Source organism: Cellulomonas aerilata (assembly GCF_007991755.1).
Taxonomy (GTDB): domain Bacteria; phylum Actinomycetota; class Actinomycetes; order Actinomycetales; family Cellulomonadaceae; genus Pengzhenrongella; species Pengzhenrongella aerilata.
This window is the reverse complement of record NZ_BJYY01000010.1, coordinates 88,235-109,321: the sequence shown is the minus strand read 5'-3', so window position 1 is coordinate 109,321 and position 21,087 is coordinate 88,235. Positions and strand designations below refer to the sequence as shown.

23 protein-coding genes are annotated in these 21,087 nt (G+C 75.4%); 12 read left to right on the top strand and 11 right to left on the bottom strand.

The features are described from left to right. Positions 1-167: 167 nt before the first annotated feature. The 3 genes from CAE01nite_RS06525 to CAE01nite_RS06515 all read left to right on the top strand — a co-directional run bounded on the left by CAE01nite_RS06525 (position 168) and on the right by CAE01nite_RS06515 (position 2,349). Positions 168-899, top strand: a complete 732-nt coding sequence (locus CAE01nite_RS06525) for an AIM24 family protein (RefSeq protein ID WP_146901719.1) — start codon at positions 168-170, stop codon at positions 897-899. 86 nt (positions 900-985) lie between these two features. Then, positions 986-1,672: a phosphatase PAP2 family protein gene (locus CAE01nite_RS06520; protein WP_146901716.1), complete on the top strand. Its 687-nt coding sequence runs from the start codon at positions 986-988 to the stop codon at positions 1,670-1,672. A gap of 74 nt (positions 1,673-1,746) precedes the next feature. Next, a complete protein-coding gene (locus CAE01nite_RS06515) occupies positions 1,747-2,349 on the top strand; it encodes a hypothetical protein (protein ID WP_146901713.1) in 603 nt (200 codons plus the stop codon). On the opposite strand, the gene CAE01nite_RS06510 is transcribed toward CAE01nite_RS06515, so the two are convergent. Continuing rightward, positions 2,330-2,725 carry a diacylglycerol kinase family protein gene (locus tag CAE01nite_RS06510; protein WP_146901710.1) on the bottom strand — a complete coding sequence of 132 codons (396 nt, stop codon included), beginning with the start codon at positions 2,723-2,725 and terminating at the stop codon, positions 2,330-2,332. The genes CAE01nite_RS06515 and CAE01nite_RS06510 overlap by 20 nt on opposite strands. An 81-nt stretch (positions 2,726-2,806) precedes the next feature. Between CAE01nite_RS06510 and CAE01nite_RS06505 the strand changes: the two genes are divergently transcribed. Further along, positions 2,807-3,538, top strand: a complete 732-nt coding sequence (locus CAE01nite_RS06505) for a glutamine amidotransferase (RefSeq protein WP_146901707.1) — start codon at positions 2,807-2,809, stop codon at positions 3,536-3,538. Between the two features lie 95 nt (positions 3,539-3,633). After that, complete coding sequence (locus CAE01nite_RS06500; protein WP_146901704.1) at positions 3,634-5,187, top strand: PQQ-binding-like beta-propeller repeat protein; 1,554 nt, start codon at positions 3,634-3,636, stop codon at positions 5,185-5,187. A gap of 54 nt (positions 5,188-5,241) precedes the next feature. On the opposite strand, the gene CAE01nite_RS06495 is transcribed toward CAE01nite_RS06500, so the two are convergent. Both CAE01nite_RS06495 and CAE01nite_RS06490 read right to left on the bottom strand, forming a co-directional pair. Further along, positions 5,242-5,982, bottom strand: coding sequence for a hypothetical protein (locus tag CAE01nite_RS06495; protein ID WP_146901701.1), 741 nt, complete (start codon positions 5,980-5,982; stop codon positions 5,242-5,244). Continuing rightward, positions 5,979-6,818 carry an SDR family oxidoreductase gene (locus CAE01nite_RS06490; RefSeq protein WP_146901698.1) on the bottom strand — a complete coding sequence of 280 codons (840 nt, stop codon included), beginning with the start codon at positions 6,816-6,818 and terminating at the stop codon, positions 5,979-5,981. Before CAE01nite_RS06490 ends, CAE01nite_RS06495 begins: the two co-directional genes overlap by 4 nt. A 211-nt stretch (positions 6,819-7,029) precedes the next feature. Here CAE01nite_RS06490 and CAE01nite_RS06485 point away from each other — a divergent pair, with 211 nt between their 5' ends. Next, positions 7,030-8,667, top strand: a complete 1,638-nt coding sequence (locus CAE01nite_RS06485) for a RecQ family ATP-dependent DNA helicase (protein WP_146901696.1) — start codon at positions 7,030-7,032, stop codon at positions 8,665-8,667. 52 nt (positions 8,668-8,719) lie between these two features. Here CAE01nite_RS06485 and CAE01nite_RS06480 read toward each other — a convergent pair whose 3' ends face one another. Together CAE01nite_RS06480 and CAE01nite_RS18740 are read right to left on the bottom strand one after the other, a co-directional pair. After that, positions 8,720-9,706 (bottom strand): serine hydrolase domain-containing protein, encoded by a 987-nt coding sequence (locus CAE01nite_RS06480; RefSeq protein ID WP_146901693.1) that lies wholly within the window; start codon positions 9,704-9,706, stop codon positions 8,720-8,722. Continuing rightward, a complete protein-coding gene (locus CAE01nite_RS18740) occupies positions 9,703-9,828 on the bottom strand; it encodes a hypothetical protein (RefSeq protein WP_281285567.1) in 126 nt (41 codons plus the stop codon). The genes CAE01nite_RS06480 and CAE01nite_RS18740 overlap by 4 nt, the downstream gene beginning before the upstream one ends. A 111-nt stretch (positions 9,829-9,939) precedes the next feature. On the opposite strand from CAE01nite_RS18740, the gene CAE01nite_RS18050 reads away from it, so the two are divergent. Together CAE01nite_RS18050 and CAE01nite_RS06470 are read left to right on the top strand one after the other, a co-directional pair. Beyond that, positions 9,940-10,143, top strand: a complete 204-nt coding sequence (locus CAE01nite_RS18050; RefSeq protein WP_146901691.1) for a helix-turn-helix domain-containing protein — start codon at positions 9,940-9,942, stop codon at positions 10,141-10,143. A gap of 97 nt (positions 10,144-10,240) precedes the next feature. Continuing rightward, positions 10,241-10,894 carry an LON peptidase substrate-binding domain-containing protein gene (locus CAE01nite_RS06470; RefSeq protein WP_146901688.1) on the top strand — a complete coding sequence of 218 codons (654 nt, stop codon included), beginning with the start codon at positions 10,241-10,243 and terminating at the stop codon, positions 10,892-10,894. Between the two features lie 51 nt (positions 10,895-10,945). Here CAE01nite_RS06470 and CAE01nite_RS06465 read toward each other — a convergent pair whose 3' ends face one another. The 6 genes from CAE01nite_RS06465 to CAE01nite_RS06440 form a co-directional block, all read right to left on the bottom strand. Then, entirely contained in the window at positions 10,946-11,671 is a 726-nt protein-coding gene (locus tag CAE01nite_RS06465) for a type 1 glutamine amidotransferase domain-containing protein (protein ID WP_146901685.1), read from the bottom strand. Between the two features lie 82 nt (positions 11,672-11,753). After that, a complete protein-coding gene (locus tag CAE01nite_RS06460) occupies positions 11,754-12,434 on the bottom strand; it encodes a hypothetical protein (protein ID WP_146901682.1) in 681 nt (226 codons plus the stop codon). Positions 12,435-12,845: 411 nt separating this feature from the next. After that, on the bottom strand, positions 12,846-13,256 hold the full coding sequence (locus CAE01nite_RS06455; RefSeq protein ID WP_146901679.1) for a VOC family protein: 411 nt from the start codon (positions 13,254-13,256) through the stop codon (positions 12,846-12,848). 132 nt (positions 13,257-13,388) lie between these two features. Then, a complete protein-coding gene (locus CAE01nite_RS06450) occupies positions 13,389-14,402 on the bottom strand; it encodes an AAA family ATPase (protein ID WP_146901676.1) in 1,014 nt (337 codons plus the stop codon). A 61-nt stretch (positions 14,403-14,463) separates the two neighbouring features. Next, positions 14,464-15,030, bottom strand: coding sequence for a GrpB family protein (locus tag CAE01nite_RS06445; RefSeq protein WP_146901673.1), 567 nt, complete (start codon positions 15,028-15,030; stop codon positions 14,464-14,466). A 106-nt stretch (positions 15,031-15,136) separates the two neighbouring features. Further along, positions 15,137-16,975 carry a glycosyltransferase gene (locus CAE01nite_RS06440; protein ID WP_146901822.1) on the bottom strand — a complete coding sequence of 613 codons (1,839 nt, stop codon included), beginning with the start codon at positions 16,973-16,975 and terminating at the stop codon, positions 15,137-15,139. A 227-nt stretch (positions 16,976-17,202) separates the two neighbouring features. Between CAE01nite_RS06440 and CAE01nite_RS06435 the strand changes: the two genes are divergently transcribed. From CAE01nite_RS06435 to CAE01nite_RS06420, 4 genes are all read left to right on the top strand, one after another. Continuing rightward, a complete protein-coding gene (locus CAE01nite_RS06435) occupies positions 17,203-18,492 on the top strand; it encodes an FAD-dependent oxidoreductase (RefSeq protein WP_146901669.1) in 1,290 nt (429 codons plus the stop codon). A 195-nt stretch (positions 18,493-18,687) separates the two neighbouring features. Next, positions 18,688-19,281, top strand: coding sequence for a dihydrofolate reductase family protein (locus tag CAE01nite_RS06430; protein WP_146901666.1), 594 nt, complete (start codon positions 18,688-18,690; stop codon positions 19,279-19,281). Between the two features lie 192 nt (positions 19,282-19,473). Next, the gene (locus tag CAE01nite_RS06425; RefSeq protein WP_146901663.1) at positions 19,474-20,040 is read left to right on the top strand and encodes a hypothetical protein; all 567 of its coding nucleotides are present in this window, start codon (positions 19,474-19,476) and stop codon (positions 20,038-20,040) included. 432 nt (positions 20,041-20,472) lie between these two features. Then, complete coding sequence (locus tag CAE01nite_RS06420) at positions 20,473-20,802, top strand: VOC family protein (protein ID WP_146901660.1); 330 nt, start codon at positions 20,473-20,475, stop codon at positions 20,800-20,802. Positions 20,803-21,087: the final 285 nt, after the last annotated feature.

Genomic DNA, 21,087 nt, shown 5'->3' with positions numbered 1-21,087 from the left:
CTCGAGCGAGACCCTACGCGTCACCGTCCCGCGCGGGCAGGGGACCCGGGGGACGCCGGCCCGAGGGCCCGTCCGACGAACCACCCGTCGGGGGACGCGCCGCTCGTTAGGGTGCCGAGAGCCGGACCACATCGCCGCGCCGCCGATCCACGAGGAGACGACTCGTCATGCCCATCCACGGTTCGCTGTTCCACGACTTCCGCGAGAACGCCTCGCCGGACCCGTTCTCGCTGCAGGGCAAGAAGCTGCTCAAGGTCCAGATGGGCTTCGGGCCGGTGTGGGCCAAGAGCGGCTCGATGGTCGCCTACCAGGGCGACGTGCGGTTCGAGAACAAGGGCGCCGGGGGACTGGGGCGGATGTTCAAGGCCGCGGTCACCGGTGAGGGCGTCGACATGATGCAGGCCACCGGGCACGGCGAGCTCTTCCTCGCCGACGAGGCCGCCGAGGTGCAGATCCTGTACCTGGAGAACGACCAGCTGTCCGTGAACGGCAGCAACGTGCTCGCGTTCTCCTCCTCGATCGAGTGGGACATCCACCGCATCCAGGCCCGCGGCGCGGCGATGACCGGCGGCCTGTACAACGTGTCGCTGCGCGGCACCGGCTACGTCGCCATCACCACCAAGGGCGAGCCGGTCGCCCTGGACGTCGCCACGGCGCCGACCTTCGGCGACGCGCAGGCGGTGGTCCTGTGGACCGCCGGGGTGACGATGGACATCCGCGTGGACACCGGCGGCCTGAAGTCGATGATCCGCGGCGGGACGGGCGAGACGTTCCAGATGGCGTTCGGCGGCCAGGGGTACGTCGTGGTGCAGCCCAGCGAGTCCGTCGTCGCGGGCGGGCACAACGCCGGGGACGGCAACCGCGGCGGCGGGGGACTGGGCGGCCTGCTCGGCGGCTGACGCCCGCCCCACCGAGACGGCTCGTCGCCCGCCGTCGCCGCGTCCGCCGGAGGGACATCGCCGCGGACGGCGTCTAGCGTGCCGCCATGACCCCACCACCCGGCCGTCGACCGCGGCTGCTGCTCGGCGGCGCGCTGGCCGCGGGGCTCGGACTGCCCGTGGCGCTGCTCGCGCTCGCGGTGCGCGCCGGCACGCCGGCCCTGGTGCAGGCCGACGACGCCGCCGTCCGCGCCGGCACCGACCTCACGCGCTCCGAGCCGGCGCTGCGGGCCGCGCTGGTGGGCTGGCAGGAGGCGCTGCAGCCCCTGTGGGTCAACATGGCCGTGCTGGCGACCTGCGTCTGGGTGGGGCGGCGGCACGGGCTGGCCGGCCGGGCGCGGTGGACCGCGGTCACGGTGCTGGTCGGGTGGGGTGCCGAGGCGCTGCTCAAGCTGGTGGTGCAGCGGGCGCGGCCGGTGGTCGACGACGCCGTCGCGCACGCCTCCGGCTTCAGCTTCCCGTCCGGGCACGCCGCGAACACCACCAGCGCCGGGATCGCGCTCACCGTGCTGATCTGGCCGCTGCTGGGACCACGTGCGCGGGTGGCCGTCCCGGTCGCGGTCGGCGCGGTCGTCGCGCTCACCGCGGCGGACCGGGTTCTCCTGGGCGTGCACCACCCGTCCGACGTCGTGGCCGGCGTCCTGGTCGGGGGCGCAGTCGCGGGCGCGTCGTGGGTGGCGTTCGGCGACCGGGCCGCGCGGTCACCGGCGGGCCGGGCGGTGCAGGCGCAGTGAGCGGCAGGAGCGGCACGAGCGGCAGGAGCGGCACCAGCGGAACGAGCGGCACGAGCGGCACGAGCGGCACCGCGGTGCGCGCCGCACGACCCGGCCGCCGGACGCTCGGCGACCTGCTCGTGCTGCTGTGGGTGGTGGTGTGGCTCGGCGTCGGGCGGGCCGTGCACGCGCAGGTGATGCGGCTCGCCGAGCCCGGCCGGACCGTGGAGGAGGCCGGCCGGTCCCTGGGGGACGGGCTGGCCCAGGCCGGCGAGACGGTCGCCCGGGCCCCGTTCCTCGGCCGGGAGCTGCAGGCGCCGTTCGACGCCGCCGGCGAGGCTGCCGCCCGCCTCGCGGGAGCCGGGGTCGCGGTGCAGGACGGCGTCTCGCGCACCGCGCTGGTGACGGCCCTGGCCGTCGCCGGCTGGCCGATCGTCGTGGTGGTCGGGGCGTGGGCGCTGCACCGGTGGCGCGGCGCGCGGCGTGCGGCCGTGGCGCGCCGGCTGCTCGCGCGGCCGGACGGGGTGGACCTCCTCGCCCTGCGGGCACTGGCGGCCGCCCCGCTGGACCAGCTCGCAGCCCTCGGCCCGGACGTCGCCGGTGCGTGGCGCCGGGGCGACCCGGACGTCACCCGGGGGCTGGCGACCGTCGCCCTGGCGGAGCTGGGGGTCGCGCCGGTCAGCCCACCGCGGACCTGACCCACCCGGCCAGCGCAGGGCCCAGCACGGTCGCGCCGACCCCCGCCGCGACGACCGCCGCGACCAGCACGGCCCCCGCCGCGATGTCCTTCACCTGACCGGCCACCGGGTCGAACCCGGGTGAGACCAGGTCGACCAGCCGCTCGACCGCCGTGTTGACGAGCTCGGCGACCCAGACCAGGCCGACCGCCAGCCCGAGCGCCGCACGCTCGGCGGGCGTGAGCGGGACGAGCGCCGCGAGGACCGCGACCACCACGGTCGCCGCGGCGTGGAACCGCAGGTGCGGCTCGCGCACCAGGGCCGCCCGCACCCCGCGCGCGGCCCACCGGAAGCTGTCCACCTCGCGACGACGCCGGCCGTGCCTCGGGGTGGTCATCGCGTCTCCTCCGCTGCGCCCGCGGGACCCCGGCGACCGTGCCGGGTGATCCCCGCGTCCGGCGACACTACGCTCGCCGCCGTGAGGCCCTTCCTCCTGCTGTCCACGCGCGCGGACGACCACGCCGCCGAGAGCGAGTACGAGTCGTTCCGCCGGTTCGGTGGGCTGACCGCGGACGAGCTGCACCAGGTCCGCCTCGAGCGCGTCCCGCTCCCCGCCCTGGACCTGGACGACTGGTCGGGCATCGTGGTCGGCGGCAGCCCGTTCTGCACCAGCGACCCCGAGGACGAGAAGTCCGAGGTCCAGCTGCGCGTCGAGCGCGAGCTGGCCGGGCTGCTCGACGAGGTCGTCGCCCGGGACATGCCCTTCCTAGGCGCGTGCTACGGCGTCGGGACCCTCGGGGTGCACCAGGGCGGGGTCGTCGACCGCACGTTCGGGGAGCCGGTCGGCGCGGTCGAGGTGACGCTCTCCGACGCGGGCCGCGGCGACCCGGTGTTCCGCGCCGTGCCGGACGCCTTCGACGCGTTCGTGGGGCACAAGGAGGCGCTGCGCGAGCCGCCGCCGCACGCCGTGGTGCTCGCCTCGTCGCCGGGCTGCCCCGTGCAGGCGTTCCGGGTGGGGGACAACCTCTACGCGACGCAGTTCCACCCCGAGCTCGACGTCCCCGGCATCGTCGAGCGGGTGCGGATCTACCGCGACGCGGGGTACTTCCCGCCCGACGACGTCGACCGGGTGGTGGAGGCGCTGCGCACGTCCCACGTCGTGCACCCGCCCGCGCTCCTGCGGGCGTTCGTCGCCCGGTACGCCCGCTGACGCCCGCTGACGCCCGGACAGGCCGGCTGAGGCGGACCGGACGGCCGCCGGCCCGTCCGGGCGCACGACCCTGGGGCGCTGGTTAGGGTCGGACGATGGGGTCCCCCCGGTACGAGATGCGCGACGTCGAGCTCGTCGAGCCCGACGACCGCGATGCGGCGCCGTCGCCGGGGCGGTCCACCGCGCCGGACGCCACCGGTCCGGGCCGGTCCGCGACCACCGGGACCGGCGCCGCCGACGACGCGGTGGAGCCCGACGGCCGGCGATGGCGCCGGGGTCGGTCCAGCGCCCCCAGCCGTCCCGCGCGCCGTGCCTGGGCCGCCGCCCTGGCGGCCGCCCTGGCCGTCGCCGCGGGCGCCGCGACGCTGGTCGGCGACCACCGTGAGCAGGAATGGCTCGCCGCCCTGGCCGACGTCCCCGGCGTGCTGGCGCCGCTCGAAGGCCCGGTCAGCGAGGCGTGGCGCACCGACATGCCGCTGTGGATCGAGCTCCACGACGTCGCCGGGATGCTCGTCGGCGTGACGGACACCCGCGACGGCACCCGGGACGTCGACGTCGTCGCGGTGGACGCGGACACGGGCGAGACCGTGTGGACGGTGCCCGCGGTCCGCAGCCGGCTCGCGCCCCTGCGCGGGGTGCGGTGCGTCGTGCCGGACGCCGCCGAGGGAGCCGAGGACGGCGAGCGGGTCGTGGCGTGCCTCGTCGTCGACGAGCTCGGGCCCTCGCCCCAGGACCTGTCCCGCTACGAGCCGACGGCGTCCCGGCTGCTCGTGCTGGCGGTGGCCACCGGCGAGGTGCTGAGCGAGACGAGCGTGGACGCGACGACGTCGCTCGCGGCGATCGGGACGGACCTCGTCGTCATGCAGCGCGGCACCGACGGAGGCGTCCAGGTCGTCCGCACCGACCCGCTCCGCACCCGGGAGGCCTGGCGGTTCGAGGGTCCGCCCAGAGAGGGGCTCGAGGAGTACACGTCCGTGCGGGTGGACGACGGGCTGGTCGTGGTCCCGGGTCAGTCCGGCTGGGTGCTGGACGGGCAGGGCGACGTCGTGACCTCGTGGTCGCGGGAGCGGCCCGCGAGCTCGTCCTGGGCGGAGGTCGTCGGCGGGCGCACCCTGGTGCGACCCCTGCGCGACGCCGTCGGCGCCACCTCGGTGACGGACCTGGGGAGCGGGGACAGCTTCACCGTCGACGGGTATCCGCTGACCCGTGCGACCGACGACGGGACCGCCGCGGACGTCGTCCTGGTCCAGTCCTCGGCCGGCGAGGGGCTCGAGGCGTACGAGCGCTCCGGCGACCGCCGCTGGCGCGCGGAGGGGCCGGACGCCGGTGGGCTGGTGATCCTGGAGGGCCGCGTCATCCGGGTCGAGTCCGAGCGGATGGAGGCGGTCGACGTGGCCACCGGCGAGACGGCCTGGGAGACCGCCGTGCCGTCCGCCAGCCAGTACGGCCTGCTCACCGACGGTCGACTGGTGCTGCGCGCGGAGCGCGACGGGGGCGACGTCGTGGTGACCGCCCGAGGGGTGGAGGACGGCCGGACCCGCTGGCAGGCCGACGTGCCCGACGACGTCCAGCACCTGTTCGTCGTCTCCGGGCGGATGTACGGCTACACGTCCGAGGGCCTGGTGGCGCTGCGGGAGGGCGACGCCTGAGCCGGGCCGCCGCAGGCGACGCCCGACCTGACGTCCTCGGTCGGGCGTCCCCGGTCAGCGACCGGTCCCCGGGCGACCCAGCAGCTGGGCGGCGCGGTACGCCGGGTCGCGCACCAGCCGGGCCCAGCGGTACGACGGCAGCCCGGGCGGCGTGGCGGTCACCGGGCCGAAGCGGGTGCGTCGGTCGACGTCCGGACCGGCGTCCTCGCCGACGGTGAGCACCCCGACCTCCCGCCACGGCCCGGACGTCCCCGACCACAGCAGGTGCCACCGGGTGCCGCGCAGGTCAGGGTCCGTCAGGTCGGTGCCGCGCCGGTCCCCGCGACCGGACCCGTCCGGCGCCGGCTGCACGGCGAGCAGCAGCGGCCCGTGCGGCCCGCGGAACGGCATCAGGCTGCCCGCGGCGCCGCGCAGGGGCGACCGCCGCGGCACGAGCACGAACCGGGACAGCCCGCGCAGCCCGGACGAGCTCAGCAGCAGGTCGGTGTGCCCGCCGGGCTCGTCCAGCCGGATCGCCACCCCCTGCACGTCCGGCAGGCGCGCGGGCAGCCCGGCGCCGCGGGAGAACCGCACCAGACCGCCCTGCGCGCGCGGCTGGTCGATCCACGCGACCCCCGAGCGGTCGGACGTGGTCCCGGTCCGCTCCAGCCGGGCGTGGTAGGTCCGGCCGACGGCGTGCATGGGCCGGTCGTGGCGCAGCGCCGCGACCGTGCCGGTCGCCACGCCCAGCCCCACGCCGCCGAGGGCCGTCGCCGCCAGCGCCGCCAGGCGCAGGGCGCGGCCGCGCGCGCTCACGGGCGGCGCCAGTCGTCGGACGCCAGGTGCGAGCCGGCCATCGGACCCATCTGCAGCATGCCGCCGTCGACCGGCCACGACGCCCCGGTGACGTACCGCGCGGCGGGCGAGCACAGGAACGCGACGACGGCGGCGATCTCGCGGGCGTCGCCGGGGCGTGCGACCGGGATGCCGGGGCGGCGCCGGCCGTCCAGCACGGACTCGTCGGTCTGCCCGGTCATCGGCGTGGCGATCTCGCCGGGCGCGACCGCGTTGACCGTGATGCCGTGCTCCGCCAGCTCGAGCGCCGCCGTCCTCACGAGCAGGCCGAGGCCGCCCTTCGCGGCGCAGTAGGGCGCCGCACCGACCCGCGGGGCGTGCTCGTGGACGCTGGTGATCGCCACGACGCTCCCGCCACCACCGGCGACCATGTGCCGGGCGCCGGCCTGGAGGCAGCAGAACGCGCCGTCCAGGTCGACGGAGACGACCTCGCGCCAGGTCTCGTACGACATGTCCAGCAGCAGCGTCGAGGAGCCGGTCCCCGACGACAGGACGAGCGTGTCCAGCCCGCCCATGGTCGCGGCCAGGTCGTCCACGACGACGGCGCCCTGCGGCGGGTCGGTCAGGTCCAGGCGGCGCACGTGCGCGGTCGCCCCGCGGGCGCGCACCTCCCGCGCGGTGGCCTGGGCGCCGTCCTCGTCGGCGTGCCAGGTGATCCCGACCTCGCGGCCCGGTGCGGCCAGGGCGACGGCGACCGCACGACCGATGCCGGAGTCCGCACCCGTCACCACGATCCGGCGCGGCTCGTCGGCGACCACCGCCGGTGCGGTGGGGTCCGGCGGTGACGGTGCGGCCATGGGGTCCTCCTCGGTGGGTCGGCGGCACGCCGGCGGGCGCGGACCCGGCCCGCCGGCGTGACGTCCCTCACCGTGGGTCCGGGCGTCCGGCTCCGCAACCGCACGTCGACCTCGTCACCCGGGGGCGGACCCGCCGGGGTGCCCTCCCGCACCCGCCGGGCGGCCGGCTCCTGCGGTTGCAGCCCCCACGGCTGCGGGAGAGCGTGACGCCGTGAGCACCGCCACCGCACGCCCCCTGGGCCTCGACGACGCCGTCCGCACCGTCCTGGGTGAGGGGGCGAGGCTGCGGGAGGCGCAGACCGACGCGCTGGCGGGCCTGGCGGAGGCCGACACGCTGCTCGTCGCGCGGTCGGGCGCCGGGAAGACGGCGGTCTACGCGGTGGCGACGCTCATGTCCGACCGGCTCACCGTCGTCGTCTCCCCGCTGCTCGCCCTCCAGCGCGACCAGCTCGACTCGCTGCGCGGGTCCGGGCTGCGCGCGGCCGCGGTGAGCTCGGCGGTCACGCCCAAGCGGCAGCGCGAGGCGCTGGCGGACGCCGTCGAGGGACGGCTCGACGTCCTGCTGCTCGCGCCCGAGCAGCTGGTCCGGCCGGCCGTGGCCGACGAGCTCGCCCGCGCCCGGGTGGGCCTGGTCGTCGTCGACGAGGCGCACTGCGTCAGCGAGTGGGGGCACGACTTCCGCCCGGACTACCTGCACGTGGGCTCCGCGGTCGAGCGGCTCGGCGGACCGCGCGTCCTCGCCGTGACGGCCACGGCGTCCGCGCAGGTGCGCGAGGAGGTCGTCGACCGGCTGCGGCTGCGCTCACCGCGCGTGCTCGTGCACGACGCCGACCGGCCCAACATCTGGCTGGGTGCCCGCGCGTCCGCCTCCGACGCCGAGCGCGACGCCGCCGTGGTGGAGGCGGCCGTCGCGACCGACGGCGCCGGCATCGTCTACGCACGCACGCACCGCCACGTCGAGGAGCTCGCCGCGGCGCTGGCCGAGGCGGGCCGGCCTGCGCTCGTCTACCACGCCGGGCTGGCCGGCAAGGCCCGGGCCGAGGCGCAGGACCAGTTCCTGCGGGGCGACGCCGACCTCGTCGTGGCGACGAGCGCGTTCGGCATGGGGGTCGACCGGCCGGACGTCCGCTTCGTCCTGCACTCGGGGCCGCCGACCTCGCTGGACGCCTACTACCAGGAGGTCGGGCGGGCCGGGCGCGACGAGGAGCCGGCGCTTGCCGTGCTCTTCTACCGGCCGGACGACTTCGGGCTCAACCACTACCTGCGGTCCGGCGGCGGGTCGCGACCCGAGACGCTGCGCGCGGTGCTGTCCGCGGTGCGCGACCGTCCCGGCACCCGCGAGGAGCTCGCCGAGCGCACCGGCGTGGCGCCCCGGTCGCTGTCCCGCGCGCTCGGGGCGCTGGTCCGGGCGGGCGCGGTCGAGGAGCACGACGGCGTGCTGCACCCGGAGGAGCGCGAGGGTCGCCAGCGTGCGGTGAACCGGGTGCTCGCCGACATCGCCGCCGAGCGCGAGCACGCGCAGGCGATGGACCGGTCCCGGGTCGAGCTCGTCCGGACCTACGCCGACACCGGCGACTGCCGTCGCCGGCTGCTGCTCGAGCTGCTGGGGGAGGTCCACCCCGAGCGCTGCGGGGCGTGCGACTCGTGCGACGCCGGGACGAGCGTCGACGTCGACGACGCCCCGCTCCACGCCGGTGAGCAGGTCGAGCACACCCGGTGGGGCCCCGGGACGGTGTCGGTCGTGGAGGCCGACAAGGTCACGGTGCTCTTCGAGGAGCGCGGGTACGTCACCCTGGACACCGCGATCGCGCTGGACGGCGGCCTGCTCACGCCGGTCGGGGAGGCCTGACCGGCGTCACCGGTGCGGCGTGCCCCGGCCTGCCGGGGAGCGTGGACGGCGCTCAGGCGACGGGCGACCGGGTGGGCTCGGTCAGCAGCGCGAAGCCGGCCCGGTCCACCGCGAGCGAGGTGGCCGACAGGACGACGACGCCCGTGCCGGCGACCCGGTCGAGCCCGATCCAGGACCTGAACCCACCCGTGCCGCCGTTGTGCCACGTGATCGGCCGGCGGGCGACGTCGACCGTGACCCACCCCGCGCCCACCACGGCGCCACGTCCGAACGGCGCCACGCCGTCGAGCGCGGTGAGGCCCGGCGCTGAGCCGTCGAGCAGGGCGACGGTGAGGCGGGCCATGTCCTGGACGGACGCCCGGATCCCGCCCGCGGGCCCGATCGCCTCGCCGGTCCAGGGCTCCCTGGCCGAGCCCCGCCGGCTCCTGCCGACGAGAGCCCCCGGACCGAGCTCGGCGGGCGTGGCAGGCACGTGGACGCTGTCGAGCCCCAGCGGGTCGGCGAGGCGCGCCCGGACCAGCTCGGCGTAGGTCATGGCGGCAGCGCGGGCGACGGCGTGGCCGAGCAGCTCGAAGCCCAGGTTGGAGTATCGCGGGCGCGCAGCACCCAGCCGGACACCCTGCACCTGGGCGAGCAGCTGCTCGAGGTCCTCCCCGTAGGGGTTCGTCCCGTGCCGCCACAGGCTCATCGTCCGGCGCACGGGCTGCGCTGCCTTCGGCAGACGCGGCAGGCCCGACCGGTGCGTGGCCAGGTCGCCGAGCCGCACCCGGGCGGCCGGCGCCGAGCCCAGCGGCAGGAGGTCGCCGAGGGTCGAGTCGAGCCCGATCTCGCCCCGCGCGAGCGCGTCGTGGTAGAGCAGCCCGGTGATCGACTTGGAGATCGAGCCGATCTCGAAGGTGTCACCCGGGGCGGCGCCGCGGACGCTGACCGCGACCCGACCGGCCGACACCCGTGCTGCCGCGCAGACGGGATGGCGGCGGTCGAGCAGCTCGCCGACCCGGGTGTCGAACCGGCCGCTGCCGTCCGCCTCGGAGGTCACGGCTGGGTCCGGGCGGCGCGACGACGGCCGTGGTCCGTCTCCGTCGTCGGGTCTGCCGGGGCGGCAGCGGCGGCGGCGAGGGCCGTGACGGCTGTGACGGCCGCGAGAAGGTCGACGTCCATGCGCCCGACCTTCGCCGACGCGTCTGCGAGTGTCAACTCACGTTGACATCTGCACCGGGGTACCAGCGGGCCGGCGCGACCGTGCTGCGGGCGGACTGACTTCCGCACCGCGTGCCTGCTCCACAGGGTCCGAGCCGTGCTGAGCCGTTCGCCTGTCTCACCGTGGAGGAAGCAGCAGCGGCGCTTCGCGTGGACATCTCGGACGTGATTGAAGCGATCCGAGGCGGTGCGCTGCCGGGAAATGAGCTGCGCGGTCACTGGCGCATCAACAGCGCTGACCTCGAGACGTGGCTCAAGGGCGCGTGGAGGCAGTAGGCCGAGGTGAACGCGGCGGCGATGTCGAGCCGCCCGAGGTCGCGCCCGCGCCGGGTCGCGCTCGCCTCGCCCGACCCGGCGCGGGAGGATCGCCGTCATGTCCGCCGCGACGCGCGAGCTGCCGATGTTCCCGCTGGGATCCGTGCTCTTCCCGGGCATGCCCCTGCCGCTGCGCGTCTTCGAGCCACGCTACGTCGCGATGCTCTCCTCGGTGCTCGGCGAGGTGGAGCGCGAGTTCGGCGTGGTGCTGATCGAGCGCGGCTCCGAGGTCGGCGGAGGGGACGTCCGGTTCGGGGTGGGGACGGTCGCGCGCATCGCCTCGGTGGAGATCGCCGACGGGTCGATCGGGCTCATCGCGACCGGTGCCGCGCGGTTCGAGGTGGTGCGCTGGCTGGAGGACGACCCCTTCCCGCGGGCGGAGGTGCGCGAGCTCCCGAACTTGGCGCTCGACGCACCGACAGTCGCGGAGCTCGCCACGGCCGAGGCCCTCGTGCGCGCGACCCTGACGAGGGCGAGCGAGTTCGTCCAGCTGCCCTGGGCACCGGACGTCGAGCTCTCCGGCGACCCGGCGAAGCGCCTCTGGCAGGTCGCCGGCATCGCACCGCTCGGCGCGCTGGACCAGCTCGCGCTGCTGCGCTCGGGGACCGCCCCCGAGCTGCTCGCCCGGCTGGTCGAGGAGACCCGGGCGGCGGACGACCGGTTCACCGCCGGGTGGGCGGACGACGCGGACGACGGTGACCTCGCGCCGTGAGCCGTCCGCGCGACCGGGGGCCGCTGCAGCCCTGACGCGGCCGGCGGAGGCTCAGCCCTGTGGTGCCGGACCGCGCCGACCGCGTCGGGCGGCCGCCGCCAGACCGAGCCCGACCACGGCGAGCGCGGACGGCTTCGGGGACCACCGCAGCGCGGAGACCGCCAGGCGAGGAGGCACGTCGCGCTGCGGATCGGATGCCTCGATCCCAGGCGCCGGCTCCGCCTGCGGCGAGGTCCGGGCGAAGGCGTCGAGCATCGCCGGGACGAACGCGGCCAGGTCCTGCGGTCCCCGGCTGGTGGTGAGGTTGCCGTCCCGGACGACCGGCTGGTCCAGCCAGGTGGCGCCGGCGTTCACCACGTCGTCCCGGATGCCCGGCCAGGACGTGAGCGTGCGTCCGTCGAGGACGCCCGCGGACGCGAGCACCCATGGTCCGTGGCACAGCGTGACGACGGGTCGCCCGCTCGCGGCGAAGGCGCGGACGAAGTCCCGTGCCTCGGCCGACTGACGCAGCAGGTCCGGGCTGATGAACCCGCCGGGGACGAGCAGCCCGTCGTACTCGGCCGGACCGGTCTCGCTGATCGTCCTGTCCACACCGACCCGGGTGGCGGGCAGGTGCAGGTTCATCCCCCGGATGCGTCCGTGCCGCAGGGAGACGACGTGGACCTCCGCACCGGCGCGCCTCAGCGCCCGCAGCGGGACGACGAGCTCGACCTTCTCGAAGCCGTCCGCCGCCAGAGCGGCGATCCGCCGTCCCCGCAGCGAGCGCCGTGCGGCCATGTCGTCCTCCATCGCTCAGGGGCCGCGCCCCGGGCCGGCCGGCGTCCGAGGGCTGTCCCGCGCACGGCCGATCACGTCGTGCTCAGCGTAGGGGGAGGCGCCGGGGCCGGCACGGCTCGGCTCGGCTCGGGGGAGCGTCCTTCGTGCCGGCGCTGCGTCGGGCGACGGGTGAACGCTCCGTGTCAGGTGCGCTCCCGTCCGCGGCCGAGAGCATCCGCAGAGCCGTCCCCCGCAGGTCCTCGATCGGCACGTCGCGCGCGACGAGCTGGACGGAGGCATCGACGGCACCCTCGGCGTCGATGTCGACGAACGCGAAGTCGTCGCCTCCCTCCGCCGAGCGGACGGCGTACCCGTCGGCGAACCCGGTTTCCACCGTCCAGGTCACGCCGGCCTGGCGATCGGTGGTGTAGTCGCGGCCGATGTCGGTGTGGAGCCAGATTGTGGGGCCCGTCGGCCCGTCCGGCCCGCCGTACATGGTGCTGACCGCGTCGGTGCCGTCGTCGACCTCGACCGAGTCCTCGTCGTGGAAGCCCGGCGGCAGGACGGACGAGTCCAGCGGTTCCGCGGCAGCCGCGAGGAGCACGGCCGCGGGGTCGGCCGCGGCGACGTCGTCGGCGACGTCGTGCGCGGGAGTGACCGCCGGCGTCGCGGAGGACGACGGGGTCGGCTCGGCGTCCGGCTCGGGTGCGGCGCTCGTGCACGCCACCAGCGCCGAGACGGCGACGACGGTCGCGGCAGCACGGGCCGGTCGTGGAAGGGTCACGGCCGGATCGTGCCCGTCGTCGACGCCCGGCGCACCCTCGGCCGTCGAGGCGTCCGGCGGACGCGTGCCCACCTCGCCCCGGCCGCGCCCCTGCGCCCCGTTGACCGCGCGGTACCGGCGGAGCACGCTCGTGAGAGCAGGACGACAGGGAGGCCGCCATGCGTTCGCTGCGGTGTCGGACGGGCTCGCACCACTGGCAGACCACGGTCGTGCGCGAGGAGGGCGACCAGAAGTCGCTCCTCCAACGCTGCGTCCGGTGCGGCAGGGAGCGCTCACGCGCCCTCTCCCTCGCGGAGAGCGCCATGCCGGACACCGGCGACCGGACCACGCCTCGGCCGCACAGCATGGACGGGTGGGACGCCGGCGGCTGACGCCTCGTCCTTCGGGGCGCCGCTCAGGCGCGCCGGCAGCTCAGCGGTCGTCCTGGCCCTCGAAGCCGACGAGCCAGTGCAGGCCATGACGGTCGACCACCTGGCCGTCGGTCGCCCCCCAGGGCCGGGTCTGCAGGTCGTCGACGACCCGGCCGCCCTCGGCGAGCCGGCGGAACCACGAGCGCAGGACCGACGGCGCCGAGGTCCCGAGCAGGGCGAACATCAGCCCCTCGCATCGGAACGGAGGATCGTCGCCGGTCACGTCGGCGGCGAAGAGCTCGACCGGCCCCTCCACGAGGTACCCGTGCGCGATCGCGTCGGGCGGGCCGTCCGTCCTGCCGAACTCCTCGAAGGTGTGCAGCTGGACGGCGCAGCCGAAGACCTCCCCGTAGAACGTCAGCGCGTCACGAGCGGTCCCGGGAAGGTGCAGGTAGGGCGTCGGTGCCGTCATCGGGCTCACGCTAGCGACCCCGTCCCCGGCAGAGCGCGACATCGCGAGACCCGAGACCCGAGACCCGGGACTCGCGACCCAGGACCCGGCACCCGCTCAGGTCGTCACCCGACGGGGCCGACGACCCGGACGTCACCCGAACCAGCGTCGCCAGCGGGACGGCTCGGGTTCGGGTGCCGGCTCCTCGCCGAGCGCGCGGGCGGCCTCGGCGACGTCGTCCGCGGTGAGCGTCGTGACGTCGGCCCAGTCGAGCGCCTCCACGCTGCGGTCCGCGTCGCGGGTCAGCCGGAGCGCCTGGCGGTTGAGCGCCTGCTCGAAGAGCGTGCGCGCGAAGCGTGCGTTGCCGGACTCCTCACCATGGCGCAGGCCGCCGAGGATGCGGCGGAGGGTCTCCTCGGCGCCGGGCTCGAGCGCGTACTCGTGCTGGGCGAGGATGATGGCGAAGATCTCCTCGAGCTCGTCCGTCGAGTAGTCCGGGAAGCTGATCTCCCGCGCGAAGCGGGAGCGCAGGCCGGGGTTCGACAGCAGGAACGACTCCATCAGCCGGGGGTAGCCCGCCACGATGACCACCAGCCGGTGCCGGTGGTCCTCCATGCGCTTGAGCAGGACCTCGACCGCCTCGGGCCCGAAGTCCAGGCGCCCGTCGACCTCCGGCGCCAGCGAGTAGGCCTCGTCGATGAAGAGGACACCGTCGAGCGCGCGCCGGATCACCCGGTCGGTCTTGATCGCCGTCTCACCCACGTACTGCCCGACCAGAGCCGCCCGGTCCACCTCCACCAGGTGGCCCTTCTGCAGCAGCCCGACGGCCCGGTACATCTCGGCCAGGAGCCGCGCCACCGTGGTCTTGCCCGTGCCCGGGTTGCCGAGGAACACCAGGTGCTGGGACGTCGCCACCTCGGGCAGGCCGTGCGCCTTGCGGCGTGCCTGCACCTGGAGGAAGGCGACGAGCGCCTGCACCTGCTCCTTCACCGACTCCAGGCCGATGAGCCCGTCGAGCTCGGCCTGCACGGCCGCGAGCGGTCGAGCCGGACCCGGGCGGGTCGCGAGGGAGTCGTCGACGCCCCGCAGACCCGGCCGCGGGAGCTGGTCGCTCAGGCGACCGACGGTCTCGCGCAGGTCGTCGAGTGGCTTGCGGTGGGAAGCCATGCGCCGAGCCTAGGCCCCGGTGCGCAGGCGGGCCGGGCGAGCGGACGCCGCCCGCGCGTGCTCACCGTCCGCGAGCTCCTCGTGCTCGCGCCATGATCGCGAGGATGACGTCGGTCTTCGCGTCGGCGTAGTCGTTCGTGTCGTCCCACCGCTTGCCGATCAGAGCCCTCTTGGTGCCCTCGTAGAGCGCACGGTCGTCCGCGTCGGACCGCAGACGGTCGCGGAGGAGCAGGTAGTCGTCCACGGCAGGGTCGTCCCGTCCGACGACGTGCACCTGGACGTCACGGGCGGGTGTGCGCACGAGCCGATGCCCCGGCTCGCGGACCCGCAGCTCGTAGCCGGCGGCCAGGAGCGCGTCGAGGTAGTCCTCCTCGGCGGTGATGTCGTCGACCGTGACCACGATGTCGACGATCGGCTTCGCCGCCAGTCCGGGGACGGACGTGGACCCGATGTGCTCGATCCGCACGTCCGCCGGGGCGAGCGCGTCGCGGATCCGGTCCCGGTGGTCACCGAACACCTCGGCCCATCGGTCGTCGTGGCTGTGCAGGTCGACCGTGAGCGCCTCGGCGCCGCCCACGAGCTCGACCTCCGTGACGTCCGGTCGGCGGGGCTCGCGGCTCGTGCTCACGCGGACATCCTCCCTCAGGGGCGTGACCGGCACCGGCACGGGTGCATCCGTGCCGGCTGCCCGGCCGGCGACGGCGCCGGGCGAGGTCCGGGTACCCGTCGACCGGTCACGGCACCGGGGACGGCGTGGCTGCGTCGCCCGTCGGTGGTCGACGGGCGTCGATGCACTGCCGGAAGAGCCCGACCAGCGGTTCGACGTGGGCGTCGAAGGTGAAGTCGGCCCGCTGGGCCCACACGCTGCGGCGCAGGCGGCTCATCCTGCCGCCGTCCCGCAGGGCGGCGACGAGGTCGTCCGGCTGGTCCCACAGGACCCCCAGGTCGCGGCTGCGGATGAGGTTCTGCGACGCGACGACGCTCCCGGGCGCCGCGCGGGCGATCATCGGGACACCCGCCGCCGCGTAGGTCCCGATCCGCGCCGGGTAGTTCAGGTCGTCCCAGGTCGCGGCGTGCAGGTCGCCGCCGTTGTCGCTGCGGAAGTCGTGCAGCCAGCCGGCGTCGTACCGGGAGAGCTCCGCGACCCAGTCCTCCTGCTGCACCTGGGGGTGCAGGTGCAGGTGGTCCGGCGCGACCCGGCGCACGCGCTCCACCCAGTCCCGCATCTGCACGTGGACCTTGTTGCCGTACACGTGCACGTGGATCCCGGACCGCGCGAGCACCTCGAACACCTCGGGTGACGGTCCCATCGGGCGCCCCGCGATGACGGTGTGCACGTCGCCGTCCGTCGCTGACAGCAGGGGTGCCTGCTCGCCGACGTGCCACTCGGCCTTGGGCAGGTCCCCGTCGATCACCAGCGTGGGCCGGTCGCGGGCCGCAGGCACCGTGGCCTCGAACCACTCCTGCAGCTCGGGGCTGGAGTACACCACGGCGTCCGACCCGGTGTGCAGGTCGACGAGCTCCGGCCAGCAGCCGCGGAACCGTGCGTCGGTCGGCCCTTCCTTCAGGTGCCAGACGAAGGGCACCCCCAGGTCCGCGCGCAGCACCTCACGGGCGAAGGGCACCGCCTGCCAGTTCAGCAGCGCGTACACGACGTCCGGCTGCAGGCGGCGCACGGCGTCGCGCCAGTTCGTTCGGTCGACGTCGTGCACGTGCCCGAACGGGAGCGGACCGACCGTGTTGTACCAGACCGGCGTGTCCGTCCACAGGCCGTGCAGCTCGTGGCCCCGCTCGGCCAGCGTCAGGATCCGCTCGGGGTTGAAGGCCAGCTCACCGACCAGCAGGATCCGCAGTCCGTCGGCGCCGCGCGGCACCGCCGGGCGCTCCCGGAACCGGCGGTAGTGCTCCACCTCGTCGTGCAGGCTCCCCACGCTGCTCTGCAGCCGCAGCGGGTCGGCGACCGCGTACCGGGTGCGGTAGACGTTGAGCCCCCCGGGCGGCTCGCGCAGGACCTTGTGCCGTTGCCCCGGGTGCGCGGTCCAGGTGCACGTGACCTGGCCGGTCTCCACGGCGGCGCCGTCCTCCAGCAGGCGGTCCCAGAGCATCCATCCCAGGTGGTCGGTCGTCAGCTCCGATCGCTCGAGCCAGCGGTGCCCGGTCCGCCGGTGCAGCACCTGCACGAGCTGCAGCGGCTCGCCGTCGATGCGTCCAGGGGAGCGCTGGTCGGTGTGGTGCCGGACCCCCGCCACGGCCAGCGGCGCCTCGGGATGCGTGTCGAGCGCCGCGACGAGGGTCGAGAGGTGGCCGGCGTGCATGACGTCGTCGGCCGGCAGGTAGGTCACGTAGGGCGCGGTGCTCGCCGCCACGCCGGTGTTGAGGGCGGCTCCGAGCCCCCGGTTGGAGCCGTGCCGCACGAGACGGACCCGCGGGTCGTCCGTGGTGCCCTCGACCGCCGCCCGGACGTCCCCCGGCGAGCCGTCGTCGACGACGACGCACTCCCAGTCGGTGAACGTCTGGGCGAGCAGGCTGGACAGCGCGCCGGGCAGCCATGCCTCCTGGTCGTGCACGGGCATCACGACTGCGACCTTCGGACCCACGCTGTGCCCCTCCTGCGACGACCCGGAGCTGGTGCTCCGGTGCCGGATCCTGCCACCCGCGCGCCAGCCGGACGCCGCCCGGGAGCGGGCTCGCACGGCGCAGTGTGCGGGCAGTGTGCGAGCGCTGACGGTGGAGCGGTGTCCGCTGCGGCGGGAGCGTGGGGGTGGTACCAGCACCAGCCGCACGAGGGGAGCGCCTCACCATGCACGAGCACACCGACGTCCTCGTCGTCGGGGCAGGGCCGGTGGGGCTGGCCCTCGCCGCCTTCCTGGGCCGCCGTGGTGTCACCTCGGTCGTCGTCGAGCGCAGGTCCACGCCGACTCCTCGTGACGAGTCCCGGGCCATCACGTGGATGCCCGAGGGACTGCTCGCCGCCGACGCCCTGGGCGTCACCGGCGACCTCCGCGACCGCGCCGTCGTCCGCCGCCACCACGACTTCCTGGCACGGCCCGGCGGCGCGACCCTCCTCCGGCTCGACATGACCGCGCTCGACCACCCGCACCGCTGCACGCTCAACCTCCCGCAGCACGACACCGAGGAGGTGCTGGAGGCCGCAGCCTCGGCCACCGGTCGGACGGTCGTGCGGCGGGACGTGCGCGTGGTCGCGGTGGAGTCCCGGCCCGACGGCGTGGCAGCGGTCCTGCGCGGATCCGACGGCACGGACACGTCCGTGACGGCCGCCTTCGGCGTCGCCTGCGACGGAGCCGGGAGCACCCGGGGCGGGGTCGCCGGCATGCTCGGCGTCGGGAGCCGGTTCCGGGACTACGGCATGGACAGCGTCGTGGCGGACCTCGAGCTCGACGACGACCCCTGGGGCCCGGACCGCTCCTGGATCGCCCTGGACGCGTCCCGGCCGCTGGGCGCGTTCTGCTTCGCCCCCCACCGGTGGCGCCTGGTGTACCGGGTCGACGCCGACGAGACCCGGGCGGTCGCCACCTCACCGGAGCTCGTCGCCGAGCAGCTGGACCGGGCGCGCGCGGGGACCGTCGCCCGCCGGCTCCTGTGGGCGAGCGCCTTCCGCCTCGGGCAGGGCCAGGCCGACGCGTACACCGCCGGCCGGTGGGCCCTGGCCGGCGACGCCGCGCACGCGATGGGCCCGTCGGCCGGCGCCGGCATGCAGGTCGGCGTGCTGGGCGCGTGGCGGCTCTCCGACCACCTCGCCGGCGCCGTCCGGAGTCCGGCGAGCTGGCCTGCCGCGGCCCAGGCGTACGAGTCCGCGCAGCGGCGGGTGTCCCGGACCGTCCAGCGGTCCAACGCCCGCACCTTCCGGGCCATGGCCGTCACGTCGCCGCGCGCCGGTGCCGCCCGCGCCGTCGCGCTGCGCGGCGTGGGGCGCGTCGGCCCCCTCGTCCGTCGGATGACGGCGGACGCGGCGCTCGTCGGGCTCGCCCCGACGACGCCGTCGCGCACCCGGCGCCCCGCGCCCGCACCGACGACGCCGTCCCGCACCCGGCACCCCGCACCCGCGTCCGCGGAGAGGCACGACCGATGAGCGCCACGCCGCCCCGGCACCGGTCGACACCCCCGGCCCCCGCGCGGCCCCCCGTCCGCCCGCCGGGGAGGACGGGAGGCTGCGACCCCTGCTCACGTTCGTCGCCGTGGCACTGCCGACGGCACGGGGCCCGTACGTTCGGTCCCGGGTGTCGAGCCAGGGCACCGGGACGAAGCGTCGACTGCTGGAGGTGGCATGCGCTCACTGGTCTACTTCGTGGCCGTCACGCTGGACGGGCGCATCGCTTCCCCGTCGGGCGCGACCGACTTCTTCGCGCACGACGACGACTACGGGCGCCACATGGTCGCGGACTGGGCCGATGCGGTACCCAGCCACCTGCACGGCGCCACCGGGGCGAGACCGACCCGGTCCCGGTGGGACACGGTCGTCATGGGACGGGCCACGTACGACGTGGCTCTCGCGGAAGGCGTCACGTCGCCGTATGCCCACCTGCGGCAGATCGTGTTCTCGCGGACCCTCGACCCGGCCGCCCACCCCGACGTCACGGTGGTGGCCACCGACCCGGTGCCGTTCGTGCGGACGCTGAAGGGCGAACCGGGAGGGGACATCTGGCTGTGTGGCGGCGGCACGCTCGCCGGTGTCCTGGCCGACGAGATCGACCGCCTCGTGCTCAAGCTCAACCCCGTCACGGCGGGAGCCGGCACCGCGGTGCTCGACGGCCACTTCACGCCGCGCTCGTGGGCGCTGCAGGACGTCCGCCCCTTCGACCTCGGGGTCGTCCTGCTGACGTACCAGCGCATCCGGAGCGGCCCGGCACCTCGCCCGTGACGCCGTCCGTCACGGCCCGGCATACGGACATACGGACATACGGACATTCGGGCATACGGGGATGGTGGCCGCAGTCGATCGGCGGGATCGTGAGTCATGGACCCGCCGAGGACGTCCCCGTCCGCTCGGGCGCCGGTCACCATGGCGCTCGCGGGTTCCGTCTGGGCTGCCTTCCTGCTACCGCCGCAGGTCGTGACCTGGGACGGAGACGCGGCCCCGGGCTGGGCTCGGCGTCTGGAGGGCGCTGAGTCGTTCGACCTGATCCGGGCCGCCGGAGCCGCAGCGGGGATCCGCGACCACTACGTCCTGTTCGGTCTCCTGATCGCCCCCTCGTTCATCCTCATCGGTGTGCCTCTGCTCCGCGCCTCGCAGGCAGTCGGGCGATCCACCGCGGTGCTGGCATGGTCGACGCTGCTCGGTGCGCCGGCGTCGCTGATGAGCTACGGCGGGGTTGGCCTCGGTGACCCATGGGACCTCTTCTGGGGCGCCGAGATCCCGCTCCTGCTGGCCGTCTGCGTGTGCGGCGCAGTGGCGGGAGTGCTCGCCTACCGCCGGCATCGGGTCCCGGTGTGGTGGGCGGCGCTGCTCGCGGCGACCCCCGTCGTGATCGTGGCCGGCACCGCTGTCTTCTCCTACTTCCCGCACGGCAGCCTCGTCGGGTACGGCGTGGAGGTGGCCGCACTTGCGGTCGGCGTCCGCTCAGCGACGGTGAGCACAGGCGAGCCCGCGTCGTCCCACGGCGTCGCCGGGAGTCGATGAGACTCGGCACGAACCCGCGGTCCGTTTTCGCCAGTCCGACGTGCACGGCATGTCCTGGACCGCCGCGGCATAGGAGTCCGGAAAGGCCGGCGTGATACTGCCCCTGGGCTGGCGTGCCGTGCCAGCATCGAGCCAGCCGACGGACGTGTATTCCTCGTCCGGACGCTTGGCGGGCCGCTGGAGCGCTTCCGCCGCCGTGGCCGCGTGCCGCTCCCAGTCGATTCCCACAGCGGCAGGGATATCGGTCTGGATCGGCGTCGACAGCGAGGGACCCGAGCGCCCCCCGGCTCACACGGACGGGGCATATGCGTGCACTGGCGACGGGGCCGACGTTAGGGTCCGAAGCACGGTCCCGAGAGTCGATCAGCTCGTGGTCGGCTGCGCTGATCCGTCGTGTCGCGTCCGTATGGTCGCGCGACCAGAGGGGTGTCGATGAAGCTGCGGTTCATCTACCAGCCCGTGCCGGACCTCGCCGAGGCGGTCGCTTTCCACCGCGAGGACCTCCAGTTCGAGGAAGCCTGGCGAGACGGCGATGACACGGTGGCGTTCTGGCTTCCCGATCGGTCGGCTCAGGTCATGCTGTCCACGACCAAGCAGCCGGCAGGCCCGATGTACCTGGTGGACGACCTGGACGCGTGGATCTCGGAGCACCCGGGCATCGCCATCCTGGTCGCCACGTACGAGATTCCCGGCGGATCGGTTGCCGGGTTCTGTGCGCCGGGCGACAACGTCTTCTACGTCTTCGATCAACCGCACGCGTGAGACCGCGCGGGTCGTGCCCGCCGTCAGCGAACCGGGGTCCCTGAGGGGAGCGGCTTCGCACCGTCCCGACTCGTAGGTCGACGCAGGCGTCGAGCATGGTGGTGACGCCCGGTGTGGGTGCGGTAGCAGCCGGCTACGACCGACCTCCTGCGGGCACCGACGACGCCGTGTCACCGCGGGTGTCGTGCATCGACCGTATGTCGACCACGATGCGTGGCCGCCTGGCGGCCATCGGTTCGGAGCCGCGTTCCTGGCACCCAGGCACGCAGATCGGACTGGGCATGG